The following is a 17722-nucleotide window of genomic DNA, read 5'->3' as shown; positions in this document are numbered from 1 at the left end:
TGGTGAAAATATGGATATTGAAAAGCTTTTAAAGCAGGGTGGCAAGTTGCTTCTTGATAAAGCGATTAAGGCGATACTAAAAGCAATTCTTCCCTACGCGATTACTATTGGAGGGATTGCACTTCTGCTATTTCTGGTCTATTTTATGATCTTCGAGCTTCCAAAGCAGTCAGTGATGGGGACGATCGATTCGGTTAAGGAGCGTACATCTGGTTTCTTCTATGGTACTAAAGAAAGTAAAGATGAACAATTGTTTGATGATTATCAAAAGATTGCCGACCGTTGGCACGAAGAATTAACAGCGGAGCAGGAAGTACAAGTTCAAAGCTACGCTTTGAATTGGCAGTGGCTGGCTCAGGTGGATCGTTCATTGAACGATCCTTCTTTTTTTAACACATTTTTAGATGAAAACGTCAAGGAAGTAGTGCTGAAACCAGAGAAGACTTTTGAAGAAGTACGCCCCAAGTTCACCTGGAAAAATTCTGAGATTATCACGGTGAAAGAGGTCTGTCTTCGAAATGAAGATGAGGAAGGCGAAGTTACGTACGAAAAGTCAACAGTGACTGAAAGTCAGCCCGTTCTTCTTCTGAAAAAGGCAGAGACAATTCAAAATGATTATCTTTATACCTACGTTTCAGAGACAACGACTGAAACGTCATCCTCTGCATGCGGTGAATTGACAACAACAATCACCCAAGACAAATTACAACGGATTGAACCAATGTTCAGTGAAGATTGGGAGCCATTAAGAGAGATTCTTCTTGCTCATGGTGCAAAGAGAGTAGAAGATCAGGATTTTCTCTTAGAATACTGGCTTTCGTATCTTTCAGATGGTGACGGGGAAGGGAATTCTCTAATTGGGTTTTCTCCAGTCGTAGGAGAATTAGTATGGCCGACAGAGGGGAGCAAGATTACATCCACTTTTGGCAGCCGAGTTCATCCAATCACAGGAATTATTAAACTGCATGCAGGTGTTGATATTGGAGTTCCAGTAGGTACGCCTGTATATGCTGCGAAGTCGGGGAAAGTGATTTTTGCTGATTACATGGGGAATGCAGGCAATGCGATCATGATTCAGCATGATGGCATGGAGACAAGATATTACCATCTGAATAAATTCAAGGTGGAATCGGGGCAAGAGGTCGAAGCAGGGGAAGAAATTGCAGAGTCGGGAAATACAGGTGGTTCAACAGGACCTCATTTGCACTTTGAGGTGAGAGTGAATGGAGATCCTGTCAATCCACTGGTTTATTTCGGTTATGAAGGATCCTCTGATATATTGGCCTATCGTCCTTTGGATATTCCTGTGTTACTTGAATGGTTAGGCAAAAAAGATTCTATGTTGGCTACACAAGAGATTTTAACAATGATAGACAATGCGGCTAAAGGTCAAGGAATTGACCCTTATTTGCTAATTGCCATAACAGGAGCAGAGCAGTCTTTTGTACCAAAGAGTAACAAGTATGCTGATAAAATAGTGAAAAATCCATGGAACGTTTTTGGAAGCTGGAAAGAGGGGAAGGGAGCAGATTTAACAACGAAGGAGGCTGCGGTAATTGCGGCCAAGACGATAGTAAAGCTTTCTAAGGGGAAACCATCTACAGTTGGTCCTATTGCCTGGTTAAGTGATCCTGATAATCCAAGTGGGGTATATGCAACGGGTTCTAATTGGGTGAAAAACGTGACCAGTATTTATCAGCAACTATCTGATTTGGGGAATTGACAGTTGTCTAAAGTTAAGATATTCTATTAATGTCCTTAGCGAAGCTATGTTTTAAAAACTGTAAATATATACCAATACAACAACCTCTATCTTAGGGGTTGTTTTTGTTATGCCATAAAAGGGAGGACGTACAAATGATTTCAAAAATTCAGGCGATAGTAATCACAATCCTTATACTGGTTGGCTGTGTTCCCTTTAGTGTTCATGCAGCATCTAGTGAAGCATCCTCAATAACTCAGGAGATTGTAGAAGGGTCTAAGGGGTTTAATCCCGAGGAAGTAGGAAGCCGCTTAAACAAGAAGGGAGAAGAACTTTTCGAAGCAGCTAGATCGGGGAGTAACTTCTATATCTATCTTGCACTGGCTGTTTTCCTGATTTTACTTATTGGCGGTTTGTTCTATAAGAAGCTGCTTTCAGTTGCTTTTCTACTCTTGTTTCTATCCATTATTGGATATCTGATCATCAATTTCTGGCCGCAGATATTTGATACGGTTGTGTCTATCTTGGATTGGCTGTTCGATAAGGGAGGAAGTAACGGTGAAGCTGCACTTGGTGTTTGATCTGTCGATTTTAACTCCGCTTGTCGGAGCGCTAGAAGGACATGGACATTCTATTACTGGTACTGATGTCACACTTGAGCAGTTTGCCGTTGCTGCATCGGCAGGGCAGGTAGATGCAGAAATCGCGATTGTCGATGGAGGCTTGGGAGTTATACGTAGACAGGATTGTGTAACCCTCCTTAAAGAGGTGCGCATGCGCGTACCTGATATGCGGCTAATTGTCATCTTGCCTGAATTAGATAGCGAGTGGCAACGAAGTTTAGGAATGTATGGTATATACGATGTTTATGCCGCTGAACAATTTGGAATAGAGGACATACAAAAATGGATTCAAACTAAGAAGACACTTGCGGACATTCCGGGCTTCAGTGTTGATATGCCTGAGTTACCTCAGAATCAGAAAAATGTAACCAAGAAAGTTGGATTCTCACTGGAGAAGAATAAAGGGAAGATCCAAACTTTATTGGCTGACTGGACAAAGGGATTCAAGCGTAGTGAGAAGGATGTTAATCCGGATGAAAGCGAAAGTATAGAGGCGGAAAGTCATGAGGTAACAGAGCATTTAGAAAGCTTGGTTGATGCGAAGATAGAAGAAGTACAGGAACATGCAGAGACAGATGAGTCGAAGAAACCTGTTCTCCAGCCAGAACCGCAACCAAATTACCAAGTGTCCCAGCCCTTTATTGTCGCTGTTGGAGGATTGGCGAATAGAAGTGGAAACACACACACAGCTATCCAGATTGCCTATGAGACAGCGAGCAAGGGATTGAAAACGGCTTTTGTTGAATATAGAAATAGGCCACGGCCATCAGACATCGTGAGTTTTGCTACAGATTTTGACGGTTTAAAATTTAAGTGCCAGGGTATTGATTTCTTCCCTAACCGTTCACCATTTGATGTAACTGAAGTTTATACATTAGGATATGACTCAGTTATTCTTGACCTGGGTGTATTAGTGGATGAGAATGAAGATAGGTTGGAGATGAACTCAGCCGCACAGGAATTTTTGCGTTGCCAATTTCAATTTATTACCCTGTCAGCTGCTCCCTGGGACTTGCACTATATTGTCCAACATCTTAACGAACTCTCTGTTCTCTTGAGAAAATCATCATTCATCATTAACTATGCAGATGAAGACATGATCAAGGAATTTAGAGAGATGTTCCCTGCTATAACCTCTATTATGAATCCTCTAGAGGCTAATCCATTTACGGATTCAGGGGAACTTGCTTATTGGCTGGAACGGCCTAAAGAGAAAAGAAAACGATGGTTTGTACAGTAAAGGAAGCCTCTGCTCATTTTTTTGGGCGGGGGCTTTTTTTGTAACTATTGAAGGGAACGTTTATTCCCTATGAATTTATAAGGAGAGGAGACATGTCTAGAGATGTTTAGAAGAAAGACAGAAAAAGAACCTGCACGCTCAGCGAAAGGCGTTATGGTGGCACTGTGGAACCCGGCGGGTACGGATTCATCGTCGCTCTTAGAAAGGCTATTGAATCACGTCAAAAAGCGAGAAGAAACGGCTGTAGTCGTTGAGCTTCCTTGCCTGGGTTTGCCGCGAGTGGCATATCGCATGGGGGTGTCGGAACTGGAGCATGCCCAAACAGTGGATCAATTGCTGATTGACTATGATCGAGGAATGTTGCAGGGCATTCATCAGTATTTGCAGCACTTCGAAGGTTTCGATGGACTACTCATTCAGCCCAAAAGTAAACCAGATAGTTCTACGTTGATTAAGCTTCAGCAGGACAAAACGTTGAGTGAATTGCCAGCGTATTTGAAAGTTCATTTGTCAGGCTATCACTACATCTTTGTGGTCCTACAAGGTCAATTGATTCATCCAATGACCTTCTTCGCATTGCGGGAAGCTGATCATGATGTGTTAAACATGAATGAACCAGTTGAAATTATCCGTACCTATGCAGCCTGCAAAGCTCTGAGACAGGACTACGATGTGCAGAATGTAAGCTTATTTAGTAACGAGTTTAGAAATAGTGACTTTAAGGAAGAACCTATTCTAAGCCGTCCAGAACAACTATTTACAAGATGGGAGGGTGAAGAGAATGGCTATCGGATTGATCAATCCGGCAGAGTACGTACAGTACCGTCGGCCTGATATCAAAATGACCAGTGCACGTAGTAAGACGGACGATGAGAATTTGAAATCATTGCTTGAGCGCACGCAACAATACCTTATCACTAACTACAACGATGAATTTGTCCGGGCAATTATAGATGAGCAAGCAAGGAATAGGGTCAAGTACCACATTTCGGACTTCATTCGTGATCAACGTGATTTGAAGTTTAGCATGGATATTGGTGAGGTCATCGATTATATCCGTACTGAAATTACGGAAATGGGAGTGTTGCAGCCAGCGTTAGATGATCCGGCTATTAGCAGCATAGAGATCAATGGCCCTACGGAAGTAATCGTTGAGCGTAATGGTTTTTCCGAGCATATGACGGAAATCAAGTTCCGAGACAATGACCATATTTATCAAACCATTGATAAAATGCTGATGCCTATTGGGAAGACGCTCACTGCAAACGAACCTGTCATCGATGCTAATTATCGTGGATTTCGTATCAATGTCATTATGGATGTGAGCCGCGGAGGGGTAAGTACACGTAGCCCAATAATCTCTATCCGCAAATTTCCTCCAGATGTATATTCTGATGAGGATTGCATCAAGTATGGAAATCTATCACAGGAAATTGCAGACTTTCTAGCTGACATACTACCGCATGGGGTTAACACGATTATTGTAGGAAGTACTAACAGTGGTAAGACAAGCCAACTTATACGATTTCCTAAATACTATGATAAGCTGACACGTTTTTTTTGTATTGAAGATTCTCAAGAAATGTTGTTAAAGGCAAAAACAACTTATCAGGATTACCCCAATATTGCATCTGTTATTGTGAAAGATCATGAAGATGTACGAAAGGCCTTTCCAATACCGAAATTGGTTAAAACCAGTCTTCGTCAGAATCCTAATGTTATCTTAATTGGGGAAATAAGAGACGAAGAGGCAGCTAAGCAAGCAATTGTTGCAGCCCTTACAGGACATATTGTTCATCTTACGGAACATGCGGATGGGGCTGAGGAAGCGCTTATACGTATGTTAGAGTTAGCAGGGAATAATCGGATCGCTGCATCTCAAATCGTTACATCATTCCATTTAGTTATGTATCAGCAATATGAGAAAGCAACAGGGAAACGGGTTGTTTTTGAAATAGCTGAAATTATTGGCTTTGAGGATGCCGAACGTCCAATTGTGAATCCAATTTTCAAGTATGACGTAGAGAGCCGTGAATTTAACCATGTGGGTAAGCTAAAAAGATTAAAAAGCAAATTAATAGGTAAAGGCGCACCTAAAGAGGTTATCGCTCGTTGGTGTGAGGAGGAGTGAGTAATGTCAGTATGGGTCAGTTACATTTACTTTTTCGTCTTGGCTGTCGCTACATTAATTTTAACCATTCCTAAGGCTAACTCAGGTAGCAGTTTCACACTTTCTAAGTTTTTGGGATATGAAAAGGTAAAGAAAGAAGCGGAGACAGTTGGGTGGTCACTCACCTTTCGAGAATTTATTTTTCTGATTCTGTTCTCCATAGGCTTGATAGGAGTAATTGCCTTGTTTACAGGTAACTACTTTTTTATTGCTTTGGGTGCGGTGCTATCCTTTACGCTCCCGAGAACGATTGTCCTAAAAGTGAAAAGGAAAATCAGACAAAATGTTTTGTTTGATCTTCCTTCAAATTTACGGCTGTTTATCAGTAAACTGACCGATTTTCCAAATATCCAGAAAGCTTTAGAGAATGCAGTGCTTGATATGGATGGTGTCACAAAGCCGGTCTTTGAAAAGGCATCGAAACAATTACGTGTGGGGCTTCCGATTGATCGCGTGTTTGAGGAAATGCTGGGCGAACTGAAGATCAGAAAAATGGAAGACTTTTTGGACAAGCTCAGAATGGCTCAAATGGAAGGTTTCCATCCCGAATCTTTAGATAGCCTTAAAGAGACTGTAGATGAAATCGGGGAAGATATCACACAGATTCAGGAGCTAGATATTGAAGCGAAAAGTAAACGGAAGCAACTCTTTACGGTGATTGGTATGGCTTGGATGATGCCGGTGATGATGAGTTTTATGAACAATGGTAATGCAAACGTCTTTTTGAATACGGTACATGGTCAAATTTATATTGTTTCCTTTGCAGCTGCAACGCTGTTTTCAATAGGAAAAGGCGATGATTACTTGTCGCTTAATCTAGACAAAATCTAAAAGGGGGGATGTCCATTGATTGTATCTAATATCTTGCTGTTTCTGTCTATCATGCTACTTACTGGATTGGCTATGAAAATCCTTTTACCGGGCTTTGACCTGGAGAAGCGCTATGCGAACCAGGCAACGTTACTCCAGAAGAATCACAGGGAATTACGGCAACTGAAGATGGACCCCGTTACGGTCTTTCTTGCAGATAGGATTATGCCCAAATTGCTTAATATTCAACTTCCTATTTTTAACGGGAAACTCCGACGAATGTACAATTTGCTTGGGAAAGAAAACACTTTTGAGGAAGAGCTTGCTGACAAAGCGGTTAAATCGCTTGCCGGGAGTCTTCCTTTTTTAGTGCTTCCTTTTCTGCTCGATCTTCCAGTTCTGTTTTTAGCCATACCGTTGGCTGTAGCTGTGTTCTTTTTTGCGCAGGTTGGTGAGATAACCAAGGCTTATAAGCGCAGGCAGGATGAAATCACAAGGGATTTACCACAGCTTATAAGTAAAATGATGATTGCCCTGGAAACAGGGAAATCTTTCATGATAACGATTCAGCGCTTGGCAGAAACGAGCGGACCACGGATGAAGAAGATGCTGGCACGGCTCAATGCCAATATTCGCATTATGAAACTTACCGATGCCGTAGACCTATTTGCGGCTGAAACCGATGTTCCGGTTATGCGCGACTTTGCGGCTGCTGTGAAAATTGGGGTCAATAGCGGCTATGGAGAAGCAAAGAAATACTTCGACAGTATTAAGGGTGATCTCCGAAAGCTCCGGCTGGCTGCATTAAAGGAAGTTACTCGAAGCCAGCCTCAAAAGATCAAGATGCTATATGTTTTGGTGGCAATCCATGCTTTCGCAGCTGTCATTATTGCGTTTATCGATACTCTCTCACAAGTTCAAAATTTATAAAAAATACGGAGGTAGTTTGTAATGAAAAAACTTTTAAATAGAGTGGTAAATTGGAAAAATGGTTGGGCTGGGAAGTTGGCAGTTCGTACCGAGGCTGTTGTACTACGACTTGCAAGACCGTTACAGAATCAGAATGGCGCAACTATCGTTGAAATCTTAGGTTATGCTCTCATTGCGGTACTTGCCATAGTGGTTGTTTGGGGACTTATTAAAGGATGGTTGCCTACTTTTTGGCAGTCTATTACTGGTAGATTAGATAACCTCTCCTGATGCTTGATATTTGAAAGTCCGGGGAGGAGGGACAAACTTGAAATTGAACAGATGGTCAGTTCCGTTAAGAAATAATCGCGGGGCTGTGGGATCTATCCCACTTATGTTTTTTATGCTGGTTGCAGCCATATTTCTCTACCTTGGAATCGACCTGTACGGCTACATCGTACAACAGCAGAAGTTGACTGTAGCCACGAATGAATTGCTTGAAATCGTAAAGGCGGAAAATGGCTATGACAGTATTAATAGAGAGCAATTTGATAAGCTTGTGCAAAAATCAGGCATTGATCCAGCTAAGGTAAGTCTTTCAGCAACACCCAAGCAGGTTGAACGTGGTGGCACTGTTGTTGTTGAAGCAAGAATGGTATATGAGTGTATCGGCCTGAAGCCATTAGGGAAGACGGTAGAGCTTCCGATCCGTGTAAAACAAGATGGCTTGGCTCGTACATTCTTCCGATGATGATAAGGAAGTGATGGAATATATGTTCCGAAATCTGGCGCTGATATTATTCGGCGCCTTTGCTTTGTATTTTCTTGCTGATTTTCTTGTAGTGTACAATGCTCACATCAAAATCGAAAAGGCGGTAGAGCAGGCGTTAGATGGAGCGATTATTGCCAGTACAAAAGAAACAGACAATCAGCGAGGTCGCTTGGCGATAAATGAATCTTTAGCAAAAGGTGCAACTCACAGCATTTTAAGAAGCAACTTAAAGTTAGATGTCACCTTGTCAAACGACTTTTTTTCGGATAGTAGCTTGTCGGTATCACTGGCTTATTTAGGTACAGTCCCGAGAATTGAAGCTCAGTTTGATACTCGTGTGAAGCTCGTTGCAGGTAAGATTTTCGGATTGGAATCTTACCCATTGACAGTTAAGCGTCATACGCCATATCTTGGTGAATTTAAGTAGGGAGTGAATACAGTTTGAAGAAATTATGGAACAAAGTCACGCGGCGATTGCTGATCGTGTTTATCGCCTTGATATTGGCAGGGGCAGCCGTTGCTATTCAAAGCAGCATTGTTAATAAGCAGGTGACAACAGAGCTTGTTTATGTGGCTGTAGACGATTTAACGCCGTACAGTTTAGTGGAGGGTAAGCTTGTACAACGCAAGGTTGTTAGGAGTGAGGTGCCTGAGGATGCGATCCGAGACTTAAAGGAACTCGAAGGAGAGTCTTGGGTTACAACAGAGATTGGGATTCCGAAAGGAATACCAGTCTCTAAATCCATGCTTCTTACAGCGAAGAACAGCAAGTACGGTGAAAGCCTAGAGCTAAGAGACGGAGCGATGTTTGTTGGCGTTCAGACAGACCAAGTAAAAAGTGCTGGCGACATGATTAAGCCAGGAACTGTGGCTGACGCTTACGTTTATATCAAAGGGGCAGAAAGAGAACCATCTCGTCTGGTTACTCCTGACGATGATCCGCTACTGAAGGGGCTTTTAATTAAAGACCGTCAGAACCAGAACGGTTATGAGCCTCAGAGAGAAGGAACGGGCAATCAAAATCCGATCCCAGCCATTGCTGTGGTGGAAACAACTAATCCCAAGGTAGCGGCAGCCCTGATTCATTATCAAGAAGAAGGCGAGATTTATTTTACTCCTACAAGTGTAGAGATCAGTAGTGAATTGAATTTACAAATTCAAGAGGAGCAAGAACAAGAGTTTGGCGATATTTCTACAGGCACTGAGCCTCCTATACAATAGGGGGCTTTTGTGATTCCGATAAAGATTGGAGGGCTTAAAGTGAGCAGTATTAAAAGAATACTGAGTATGATGTTGGCAGTCGCCATTGTGATCTCGGGGTTTTTGCTTCCGCCAAAAGCATCGGCTGCACCAGTCCGTGTCACAGTCTGGGACAAGTATGACACAAAGATGATCTGGACTGACGGCGAGTGGGAATCCCAAGGTTTTAGCGGTGGCTCTGCCTATGGATATAGGGATTACCGAATCAGCAACGGTCAATTCGAACTTTATGGAGATAAGGGTTTTAGCGAAAATGGATCGTATGTATACGAACGTTGGAACGGCATGCTTGCTAGATATTCATCGGCGGTCGATTTGATTAACGGTAATTGGCAATCTGGCTTTTACTGGTGGACACAACGCTATCCTGTACAAAAAAAAGTTCGTGGCGATTTAATACAGTCCAATTTGGTAGGAGCATATCCAGATAACGGCCTTCATTCTGATGGATACTGGTACACCAAAAAGACAATTAGTAACAATGTACCCACAATATCTATTAGTAATTCTGTAGATAAAACACTCTATAACGATGGTGGAACTTTCAGCATATCTGGGACTGCACAAGACCTGGACAATGACAACATCACAGTGTCAGCTACAATTGGTGGCGTCACTAAGTCTACTGTGCTGACTGGCACATCAACAGCTAAAACATGGACGCTGACCTGGTCTGGCAGCGAGCTGCCGGTGGGTGTATATACTAGCCCAACTGTCATGGCTGCGGACGGTAAATCAGAGTCTTCGACAGCTTACAACGGCAAGCTGGTGATTAACGCTCAGGTCTACTATTTCTGGAGTATGTTTACTACAAAAGCTGCTACAGGGTGGTACGTAGACCGAGATGCAACCGCGTCAGAGGTATACAATAAAAGTATTAAGACTTATTACCAAGAGGATCAGTCCCAAGGGTATATTCAAGCCCTTGATGTGTATAATCGTGGTGATCATACGGGCAAGCGTGTAGATCAAAATCTAGATGGTCGTTTAGGATTTGGCGGTCAATTAGACGCGGGTATTATGAATAGATATTACAAGGATTTTACTTGGCAGGGAGTCCTATATCCTTATATAAAATTCACCTATTTTTCGTACGAGGGGAAAGGCAGGGTTTCTGTCTCCGAAGTAACGGGGAAGGTGAGTAAGGAGAAAGGGACGTTAGTACAAGCCAACATCAAGGCAGCTCAAGGTACGTACCCGGATGATGGTCTTCATACTGATGGATATTGGTACGTTAAATCTGGTGCAGTCCCTAACAACATGCCAGTGCTTGCCGTAACCTCCAGCGGTAACAAGTCAATTAACCTTAAGCAAGGACAAGACACGTTTACAGTATCGGGTAGAATCTCTGATGCCGATAATGATACGGTTCGAGTCTATGCAGAAATTGGGGGCGTGCTGAAAGAAGCGGCTATATCAAATACGACATCCACCAAGACCTGGACTTTGACATTTCGGACTTCCGAGTTTGTCCAAGGCGGTACTTTTAATGGCATTACCGTTACAGCTGATGATGGCCGCGGTGGAGTGGCGACGGCTACCTACTCAGGTACACTGACGGTAGATAAAACGCCACTGTTTTATTGGGACAAATACACGTCTCGTGAAGCCTACGTGCTATCAACCTGGGAATATGAAACATGGAACCAACTTACCGAAATAGACGGTTATGAAGACTACGCCATTGATGTAGGTAATCGAGTCTTTGTCCCTCAAGGTAAGAAAAGTTCAACACATCTACTTGGCCCATATCGTTATGAAATAACCAACAACGGGAAAATAATACGAAGATACTCATTGACTAATGGTTATTTAGGATACAATACCGTGACCACAAATATTGATATCCGTAAATTCGAAACGAACGGTCAAAAAGAAAAAGGTAGCTTACTTGAATCAAATATATTGGATTTAGACGGAACTTATCCAAATAACGGGATTCATACTGACGGTTACTGGTACGTCAAAAAGGCAACGAACAATTTGTTTCCGGTGCTTTCCGTCGATAATTCGGATATTACGATCAACCAGTCAGCAACAAAAGTAATTTTAAGCGGTACAGTATCCGACTCAGATGGAGATTCGGTCACTATAACAGCTACGTTAGCTGGAGTAGATAAATCAACCGTCGTTGTAGGATCTGGTTCATGGCAGTTGGAATGGACAACTTCTGAGGTTCCTGAAGGTATCTATTCCGGATTAACCATTACTGGAAATGATGGAAACGAGGGTATCGACACGATAACCTATGCAGGTACGATCATCGTTGATAAAACAGCACCGTTCATTACTGTCACACCAGATCAGCAAACTTGGACAAGCGATCCGATCAACTTGTCTATACAATGGTCGGATAGTTTATCAGGGGTCGATGCCAATGAACGCAAATATAAGTTGAGTACTTCTCAGGCAACTCCTGCCAGTTGGGATACTGCCGACACTAATCAGTTGGACCTGAATATTCCTGGGGAGGGTGAATGGTATTTTCATGCTAAAGCCTTAGATATTGCTGGCAACGAAGCAACCATTGTTGTCGGACCGTTCCAATACCAAGAGCAGCCAACGGTCCCTACACTAAAGGCGAACAGTGTCGGAACTGATTGGGCTGAAGTAGGTTGGTCGCTGCCCAGCGGTTCTTTTGGGCACGGTTATCAGTATGAAGTGCAGAATACTGTGACTGGCCGATCATGGACAGTGGACTATCCAACAGATCAAGTCAGGGAAGAAGGCTTAAGCGCTGGCACAACTTATCAATATCGTATAAAGGCGAAGAACCACGTGGGAGAAAGAGATTGGAGTGAACAGTTTGAAGTGCTCACTCTTCCGGCAGCTGTAGAAGATTTAAAGGTTGCGTTTGTGCCAAACACGAGTGGTACAGTCAATGTATCATTTGAAACAGTGGAGTCCGCTGAAAGCTATTTGCTCACTATTAAAAAGGGAGCGGATCTCGTTTATGAGGAGGAGCTTGCAGCCGCTGGAACTCATCAAGTAACAGGACTAGAAGGCGGCAAGCAGTATACAGCAACTGTTACAGCTAAAAACGCGAGTGGCTCCGGTCAGAGCAGCGTACTTGGCTTTTTATCTCTTCCGGCAGCTCCGGGCGAATTCCAATCTGCTCAGATTAGGGAAACAGAAGTGGAGTTGTCATGGAATGCCTCGCCAACCGCATCGCTGTATGAGCTTCTGCGTGATGCCGTAAGTCGATATAGCGGGCTGGACTTGTCATATATAGACACGGGATTGGAAAGCGGCACTGAATACGATTACTCCATTTCGGCTACAAATGAATCGGGTTTTGGGGACATCGCTTACCTTAATGGAGTTCTTACGCTGCCGGGTAAGGTAGTGTTGACAGCGAAAAAAATCGAAAAGGATGTCGTGAGCTTTACTATTGAGCCGGTTCGTGGAGCTGGGCATTATGTGATCATGGTGAACGGTGTGAAGGAGAAGGAACTTGCTCCTGAGACAACTCAATTTGAAATTGACTCATTGTCACCAGGAACTGAATACACGTTTGAAGTCTATGCGGAAAATCGAAGCGGAACTGGCGTAGCCGACAGAGTGACAGTCCGCACTTTGCCGGATAAACCGGACGAAGTGATGATCTCCGATATTGGTGAGACAACGGCGAAGCTAAGTTGGCAGCCAGTACAAGGAGCGGACAAATATAAGGTAACTGTAACCGATGACGTGTACTTCGAGACATCCAGCACTGATGTATTGCTCAATGAGTTGCTGGAGGGTACAACTTATCAGCCGAAGGTGCAAGCAGGTAATGCTTCGGGATATGGGGAGGCTGCTGTGGAGACTTTCTTGACGCTGCCAGCCAGCCCGAATGTGCAATTGAAGAGTGTTCAGGCCAATCAGTTTACCTTGGCTTGGGATGAGGTTGCTAGCGCTCAAAAATATGCCGTTTATAACGAAACAGGCGAGCTAATTGGAGATGTGGAGGGGACAGAATTCTCTGTCACAAACTTGAAGCCCGGTCAAACTCGTACTGTTTATGTATCAGCCATGAATGAGACTGGCGAGGGTAAGAAAGCTGGATTTACGCAACGGACGCTTCCTGCGAGTTGGGCTATTGATCCGGACGACCCGGAAGCTAGCCGTCCGATCACTATTGGGGATCGGGGTGAGCACTCTGTAGTTATCATCGTCAATCCTGTAGAGGGTGCGGATCAGTACAAAATTGTTGATGGCGGAGGGAATGTTATTGGCATCATCACAGTCCCTGAGACGGCCAAGGAGATTGATGGTCTGGAAAGCGCGAAGGAATACGCAGACTGGACGATCATCCCGATTAATGATGCGGGTGAAGGACAAGCAGCCCCGGTTCCACCGTTTGTAACGCTTCCTTCTACTGACTTTACTGTGTCGGTAGTTGATCCAACTACATCGTCACTGACCATCAGTATCGACAGCCAGCTAATCAATGAAGTCTTTGTTTATGCAATGGGTGGCAAAGAACTGCACCGTGGTAAGGAGAAAACTTTTACCGCGAGCAATTTGTCGGCGAACAAGAGCCATACGTTTACTGTGTGGGCAGAGAACAGCGCTGGTGATAAAACTGAACCTAAATCAGTAACTGGCCAGACCCTGCCAGTACCATCATCGGGCGGATCAGACACTGGCGGCGGTGGAAGTAGTGACCTGAAACCTGAGGAATCAGGTAAAGAGAATGAACCGACGAATACAAATTCGGGAGATTCGCAAGATTACAAGAACAAGTCTGGCTTCCAGGACATTGACCGGAGTTTTGCGAAAGACGAGATCCTTGCTCTCTATGACAAGGGCATCGTCAAAGGAGTATCTGATTCTAAATTTGAGCCGGATCGGCAAGTGACTCGCGTAGAGTTTGCATCAATGCTCGTACGCGCTTTGGAGCTTCAGGAGGCTTCTGATGATGCCCTCACCTTTGAGGACGTGCAACGGACAGCCTGGTACGCACCGGAGCTTTCAGCAGCCGTATTAAACGGTGTGGCCAAAGGAATTAGCGCGAAAGAATTCCGGCCATTCGACCCGATTACAAGGGAGCAAGCGGCTAAGATGATTGCTAATGCTGCTTATAAAGAAAACGTGCCCGCAGCTCAAGCCAGCTTTAAGGATGAGGAATTGATTGCAGTTTGGGCCAAACCAGAGGTGGCAGCCCTTACCGCAGAGCAAGTCATTAATGGTTATCCTGATCAGACATTTAAGCCGAAGCGTGACTTGACGCGGGCTGAATGTGCTGCACTAATCTATCGTGCGTTGGGCATACTGAATTAGTTGACATCTGATTAATGGGTGGATAATATAGTATTAATCGAATATTTTCAAAAAGCGGAAGCACCGCTTCGAATAAATGGGGGAAACCCTTTATTTGGAGCGGTGCTTTTTTCGTTCATATAGGAGGGGACGATGAGCATTTTCTGATATATCCGATAGATATTTAACTTTGGAGGTTAGAAAAATGTATCAATACTGTTTGGACTTTTTCAGTAAGGAAAAGAATGTTTTTGAAAGAGGGCAGTTTCGGCAGATCATGAATTTAGGGATTTATGAAAGTCCCGTTGAATTGCATACTGGAGAAGTTGTAGTTTTAAGTGAGGAAGTTTGGGATCAAATTAGAATGGAGTTTCCAGAGGCTAGAAGTCCTCAAATGTGGGTTGGTGGAGTTATTCATTATGTGCCTGATAACTCGTTGCCGACAGTGTACATTCAAGTAAAACGACCGTAAATGACACCAGCTATTAAAATGGAATAAGTAGGTAAAAAAAGGAGCCAGTGAATCGGCTCCTTATTTCAATTGCTTTGTTGTTACAAGGGTAATCTTTTTACCATCGCTTACCGCTGTGATAGTGCCTTGTTTATCGGTCCTATACGCAGTAGCATTGATATTCTTCAGCCTTGCAAGGATGCCCGAATCTGGATGACCATAGCTATTCTTCCCAACTGAGATGATCGCATATTTTGGGCTAACAGCATCAGCAAAAGCCTTGCTGGTGGATGTTTTAGAACCATGATGGCCGATTTTCAGCACATCTGCCTTCAGATCACTGTCTTCAGCCAACATGTCTTTCTCGGCCGCATATTCTGCGTCCCCTGCAAATAGAAAGCTTGTCTCATTGTAAGTAACCTTTAAAACTGCGCTCCAATCATTTAGATTATTTCCATAATCATTGACAGGGGAGAGGAACTCAGCTTCAATACCTTCGAGTTCAAGCGAAACGCCAGCCTTTGCGGTTTTAATGGTACGCCCTTCATTTTTAACTGCTGTTAAAAAGTCCTCAAATGTTTGAGTATTGTGTTGCACTTTAGGAGCGAAGACTTGCTTTACATCTAGTGCCTTAAGTACATCATCAAGACCTCCGATATGGTCCGCATCTGGATGAGTAGCGATCATGACATCGAGAGTCTTTACTCCAAGATGAGTAAGGTACTTCACAACGTTCTTTCCTTGATCGTTATTGCCACCGTCAATCAGTATGTATTGGTTTTTAGGAGTAATGATTAATGTAGAATCTCCTTGGTCTACATCGAAGAAGTAAACTTGCAGGGTTCCGCTTGTTTGCTTCTTGGGCAATACAATTTCAGTGGCTTTTGAATCAACTTTCTTCGTCGACTTATCTTTTTTCTCAGTGGTCGTACTTTTTGTTTCAGTTGTAGTGTTTGTGCGTTTTATAGTTCCGTCCGAGTTATGATAATGATATTCCCCATCCTCAAGGCCCCATTTAGCACAGTTTGTTCTGCAAGTATGACCACCTTTGGAATCAGTTCTTCCTGGATGAGCATCAGCCCCTGCCGGAATGAATGAAATAATCAGTGCGAATAGCAAGAATAATGATGTGAGCTTCTTCTTCATAATCATCCTCCATGATCCTTTTGACCTAAGTCTATCAAATAAAGGAAGATGTATCCAGACATTAGTTTGAAGCCTCTTTTGTAGCATATGTATCTGATGTAGTGCAGAAGTTAAGTATGGTTGTAACATGCACTATTTCATTTAACGGTATCCAGATTGTTCGTTCATCTGACTTAATCTTAATCCTACTGTGATCCTGACCCCAGCTTGGCAGACCCGCAATTTTCGAGTTGTCCTTAAGTGTAAGTATAATTTCTCTGTTTACTTTTATTGCTTTAGCTATGTATGTGTACACATGTCTCACCTCCTCAATGTACATAATTATCCTTCCGAATTAAAGGAAAAGAGCTGCATTTAGCAGCTCGCAAAATCTTGCGATATGTTACGGCAGTAGCCGTACTATACTCATTTATCTCAAAGGTGAGAATGTTGTTGAAGATAACGTAATCAGTCCGCTTGCTTGCTGAATGAACCACGGTTGTTGTCGTACTTGTTGATGGCATACGTAGTTAGTGATTTTAGTATTTATAATTCACATAAGAAGAAATTAAATAATCAGAACTAATTGAGTCGTTTGCCTTTACTGAATCTTTCATACCATTCCAATAAGTTGCTCCTCTAGATGTAGTACCGTACCATCTGTCGTAATAAATAGAAATCATTACTCCCTGATCTACATCCGCATATTGTCTGATACTACTTACAAAGTTGGCATCACTTACCGTTTTTAATAAACCCAAAGTGGCGAGATAAGGACCAGCAGCTGGAATAAATGATGCTCCAAACCATACAATACCTTCGAAAATCGATGTTTCGCTTTCTCTCGCAAATGCTCTTGCATCCATAGGATTTAAATATATCTGGTGCATTTCAATATCTACTCTACCACCTGCAGCTTTGTACCGGGCATATGAGTATGCTCCATTAAGTGGTGTGTCGATTTCTGCAAATGGACTTACTGAATCTGTGGGTACTGCACGTGAATTAAGGAAATCTGCTGGAACTACTATATCTTTCGGAAGCACCTCTAGAACTAGCTGATCTACTGGATCTACTGGAAGATCTGCTGGCGCTGCTGAAGCTCCAACTGCTCCAAAAAGCCCCGAAACAACGGCCAGCGATAATACTAGCGACAGAATTTTTTTCATAATTATCCTCCCTATGAAAATATTTACACAGAAAGCATATCACAAAAATACTAAATATGTCCATTTTTATTATATAATTTCCCAAATATATAAATTATAAGTCCTAAAGTAAATATAATTATTGCTGTACCTATGCTCCCCATTTTAAAAACAACAAATAAAATAGAGAATCCCATCAAAAATTGCCCTAACAAACGAATGTACTTGAGCATATTAAAAGCCTCCTTGTAATTTACAACTTTGAACA

Annotated in this window: 17 protein-coding genes; 13 read left to right on the top strand and 4 right to left on the bottom strand. The window is 42.9% G+C overall.

Annotation, left to right across the window (positions count from 1 at the left end):
- Window positions 1-10 precede the first annotated feature (10 nt).
- The 13 genes from KI362_RS10335 (at window position 11) to KI362_RS10275 (ending at window position 15202) form a co-directional block, all read left to right on the top strand.
- Complete coding sequence (locus KI362_RS10335) at window positions 11-1723, top strand: M23 family metallopeptidase (protein ID WP_301627057.1); 1713 nt, start codon at window positions 11-13, stop codon at window positions 1721-1723.
- 134 nt (window positions 1724-1857) lie between these two features.
- Complete coding sequence (locus KI362_RS10330; RefSeq protein ID WP_301627055.1) at window positions 1858-2283, top strand: hypothetical protein; 426 nt, start codon at window positions 1858-1860, stop codon at window positions 2281-2283.
- Complete coding sequence (locus KI362_RS10325; protein WP_301627053.1) at window positions 2261-3565, top strand: hypothetical protein; 1305 nt, start codon at window positions 2261-2263, stop codon at window positions 3563-3565. Before KI362_RS10330 ends, KI362_RS10325 begins: the two co-directional genes overlap by 23 nt.
- Before the next feature lie 102 nt (window positions 3566-3667).
- A complete protein-coding gene (locus tag KI362_RS10320; RefSeq protein ID WP_301627051.1) occupies window positions 3668-4399 on the top strand; it encodes a hypothetical protein in 732 nt (243 codons plus the stop codon).
- Window positions 4347-5696 (top strand): ATPase, T2SS/T4P/T4SS family, encoded by a 1350-nt coding sequence (locus KI362_RS10315; RefSeq protein ID WP_301627048.1) that lies wholly within the window; start codon window positions 4347-4349, stop codon window positions 5694-5696. Before KI362_RS10320 ends, KI362_RS10315 begins: the two co-directional genes overlap by 53 nt.
- A 3-nt stretch (window positions 5697-5699) precedes the next feature.
- A complete protein-coding gene (locus KI362_RS10310) occupies window positions 5700-6566 on the top strand; it encodes a type II secretion system F family protein (RefSeq protein WP_301627046.1) in 867 nt (288 codons plus the stop codon).
- A 15-nt stretch (window positions 6567-6581) separates the two neighbouring features.
- Window positions 6582-7475, top strand: a complete 894-nt coding sequence (locus KI362_RS10305; protein ID WP_301627044.1) for a hypothetical protein — start codon at window positions 6582-6584, stop codon at window positions 7473-7475.
- 21 nt (window positions 7476-7496) lie between these two features.
- Window positions 7497-7745, top strand: a complete 249-nt coding sequence (locus KI362_RS10300; protein ID WP_301627043.1) for a hypothetical protein — start codon at window positions 7497-7499, stop codon at window positions 7743-7745.
- Window positions 7746-7782: 37 nt separating this feature from the next.
- Window positions 7783-8205, top strand: a complete 423-nt coding sequence (locus tag KI362_RS10295; protein WP_301627041.1) for a DUF4320 family protein — start codon at window positions 7783-7785, stop codon at window positions 8203-8205.
- On the top strand, window positions 8177-8653 hold the full coding sequence (locus KI362_RS10290; RefSeq protein WP_301627039.1) for a hypothetical protein: 477 nt from the start codon (window positions 8177-8179) through the stop codon (window positions 8651-8653). Before KI362_RS10295 ends, KI362_RS10290 begins: the two co-directional genes overlap by 29 nt.
- Window positions 8654-8667: 14 nt before the next feature.
- Window positions 8668-9447 (top strand): hypothetical protein, encoded by a 780-nt coding sequence (locus KI362_RS10285; RefSeq protein ID WP_301627037.1) that lies wholly within the window; start codon window positions 8668-8670, stop codon window positions 9445-9447.
- A gap of 39 nt (window positions 9448-9486) precedes the next feature.
- Window positions 9487-14751 (top strand): fibronectin type III domain-containing protein, encoded by a 5265-nt coding sequence (locus KI362_RS10280; RefSeq protein WP_301627035.1) that lies wholly within the window; start codon window positions 9487-9489, stop codon window positions 14749-14751.
- Window positions 14752-15007: 256 nt separating this feature from the next.
- Window positions 15008-15202, top strand: a complete 195-nt coding sequence (locus KI362_RS10275; protein ID WP_301627033.1) for a hypothetical protein — start codon at window positions 15008-15010, stop codon at window positions 15200-15202.
- Window positions 15203-15262: 60 nt separating this feature from the next.
- Here KI362_RS10275 and KI362_RS10270 read toward each other — a convergent pair whose 3' ends face one another.
- The 4 genes from KI362_RS10270 to KI362_RS10255 all read right to left on the bottom strand — a co-directional run bounded on the left by KI362_RS10270 (window position 15263) and on the right by KI362_RS10255 (window position 17687).
- The gene (locus KI362_RS10270; protein ID WP_301627031.1) at window positions 15263-16327 is read right to left on the bottom strand and encodes an MBL fold metallo-hydrolase; all 1065 of its coding nucleotides are present in this window, start codon (window positions 16325-16327) and stop codon (window positions 15263-15265) included.
- 61 nt (window positions 16328-16388) lie between these two features.
- Entirely contained in the window at window positions 16389-16622 is a 234-nt protein-coding gene (locus KI362_RS10265; protein ID WP_301627029.1) for a hypothetical protein, read from the bottom strand.
- Window positions 16623-16845: 223 nt separating this feature from the next.
- Window positions 16846-17475, bottom strand: a complete 630-nt coding sequence (locus KI362_RS10260) for a hypothetical protein (protein ID WP_301627027.1) — start codon at window positions 17473-17475, stop codon at window positions 16846-16848.
- A 50-nt stretch (window positions 17476-17525) separates the two neighbouring features.
- On the bottom strand, window positions 17526-17687 hold the full coding sequence (locus KI362_RS10255; RefSeq protein ID WP_301627025.1) for a hypothetical protein: 162 nt from the start codon (window positions 17685-17687) through the stop codon (window positions 17526-17528).
- Window positions 17688-17722 lie beyond the last annotated feature (35 nt).

It is taken from the genome of Paenibacillus apis (assembly GCF_018333295.1).
Taxonomy (GTDB): domain Bacteria; phylum Bacillota; class Bacilli; order Paenibacillales; family Paenibacillaceae; genus Fontibacillus; species Fontibacillus antibioticophila.
Note: the sequence above shows the minus strand (reverse complement) of the source record. Positions and strands in the feature narration are given on the sequence as shown.

Bases quoted from the DNA above. Each gene is read 5' to 3' on its own strand.
- KI362_RS10335 (WP_301627057.1), top strand. From the start codon at position 11: ATGGATATTGAAAAGCTTTTAAAGCAGGGTGGCAAGTTGCTTCTTGAT.
- KI362_RS10330 (WP_301627055.1), top strand. From the start codon at position 1,858: ATGATTTCAAAAATTCAGGCGATAGTAATCACAATCCTTATACTGGTT.
- KI362_RS10320 (WP_301627051.1), top strand. From the start codon at position 3,668: ATGTTTAGAAGAAAGACAGAAAAAGAACCTGCACGCTCAGCGAAAGGC.
- KI362_RS10315 (WP_301627048.1), top strand. From the start codon at position 4,347: ATGGCTATCGGATTGATCAATCCGGCAGAGTACGTACAGTACCGTCGG.
- KI362_RS10310 (WP_301627046.1), top strand. From the start codon at position 5,700: ATGTCAGTATGGGTCAGTTACATTTACTTTTTCGTCTTGGCTGTCGCT.
- KI362_RS10300 (WP_301627043.1), top strand. From the start codon at position 7,497: ATGAAAAAACTTTTAAATAGAGTGGTAAATTGGAAAAATGGTTGGGCT.
- KI362_RS10290 (WP_301627039.1), top strand. From the start codon at position 8,177: ATGGCTTGGCTCGTACATTCTTCCGATGATGATAAGGAAGTGATGGAA.
- KI362_RS10275 (WP_301627033.1), top strand. From the start codon at position 15,008: ATGAATTTAGGGATTTATGAAAGTCCCGTTGAATTGCATACTGGAGAA.
- KI362_RS10270 (WP_301627031.1), bottom strand. From the start codon at position 16,327: ATGAAGAAGAAGCTCACATCATTATTCTTGCTATTCGCACTGATTATT.
- KI362_RS10260 (WP_301627027.1), bottom strand. From the start codon at position 17,475: ATGAAAAAAATTCTGTCGCTAGTATTATCGCTGGCCGTTGTTTCGGGG.
- KI362_RS10255 (WP_301627025.1), bottom strand. From the start codon at position 17,687: ATGCTCAAGTACATTCGTTTGTTAGGGCAATTTTTGATGGGATTCTCT.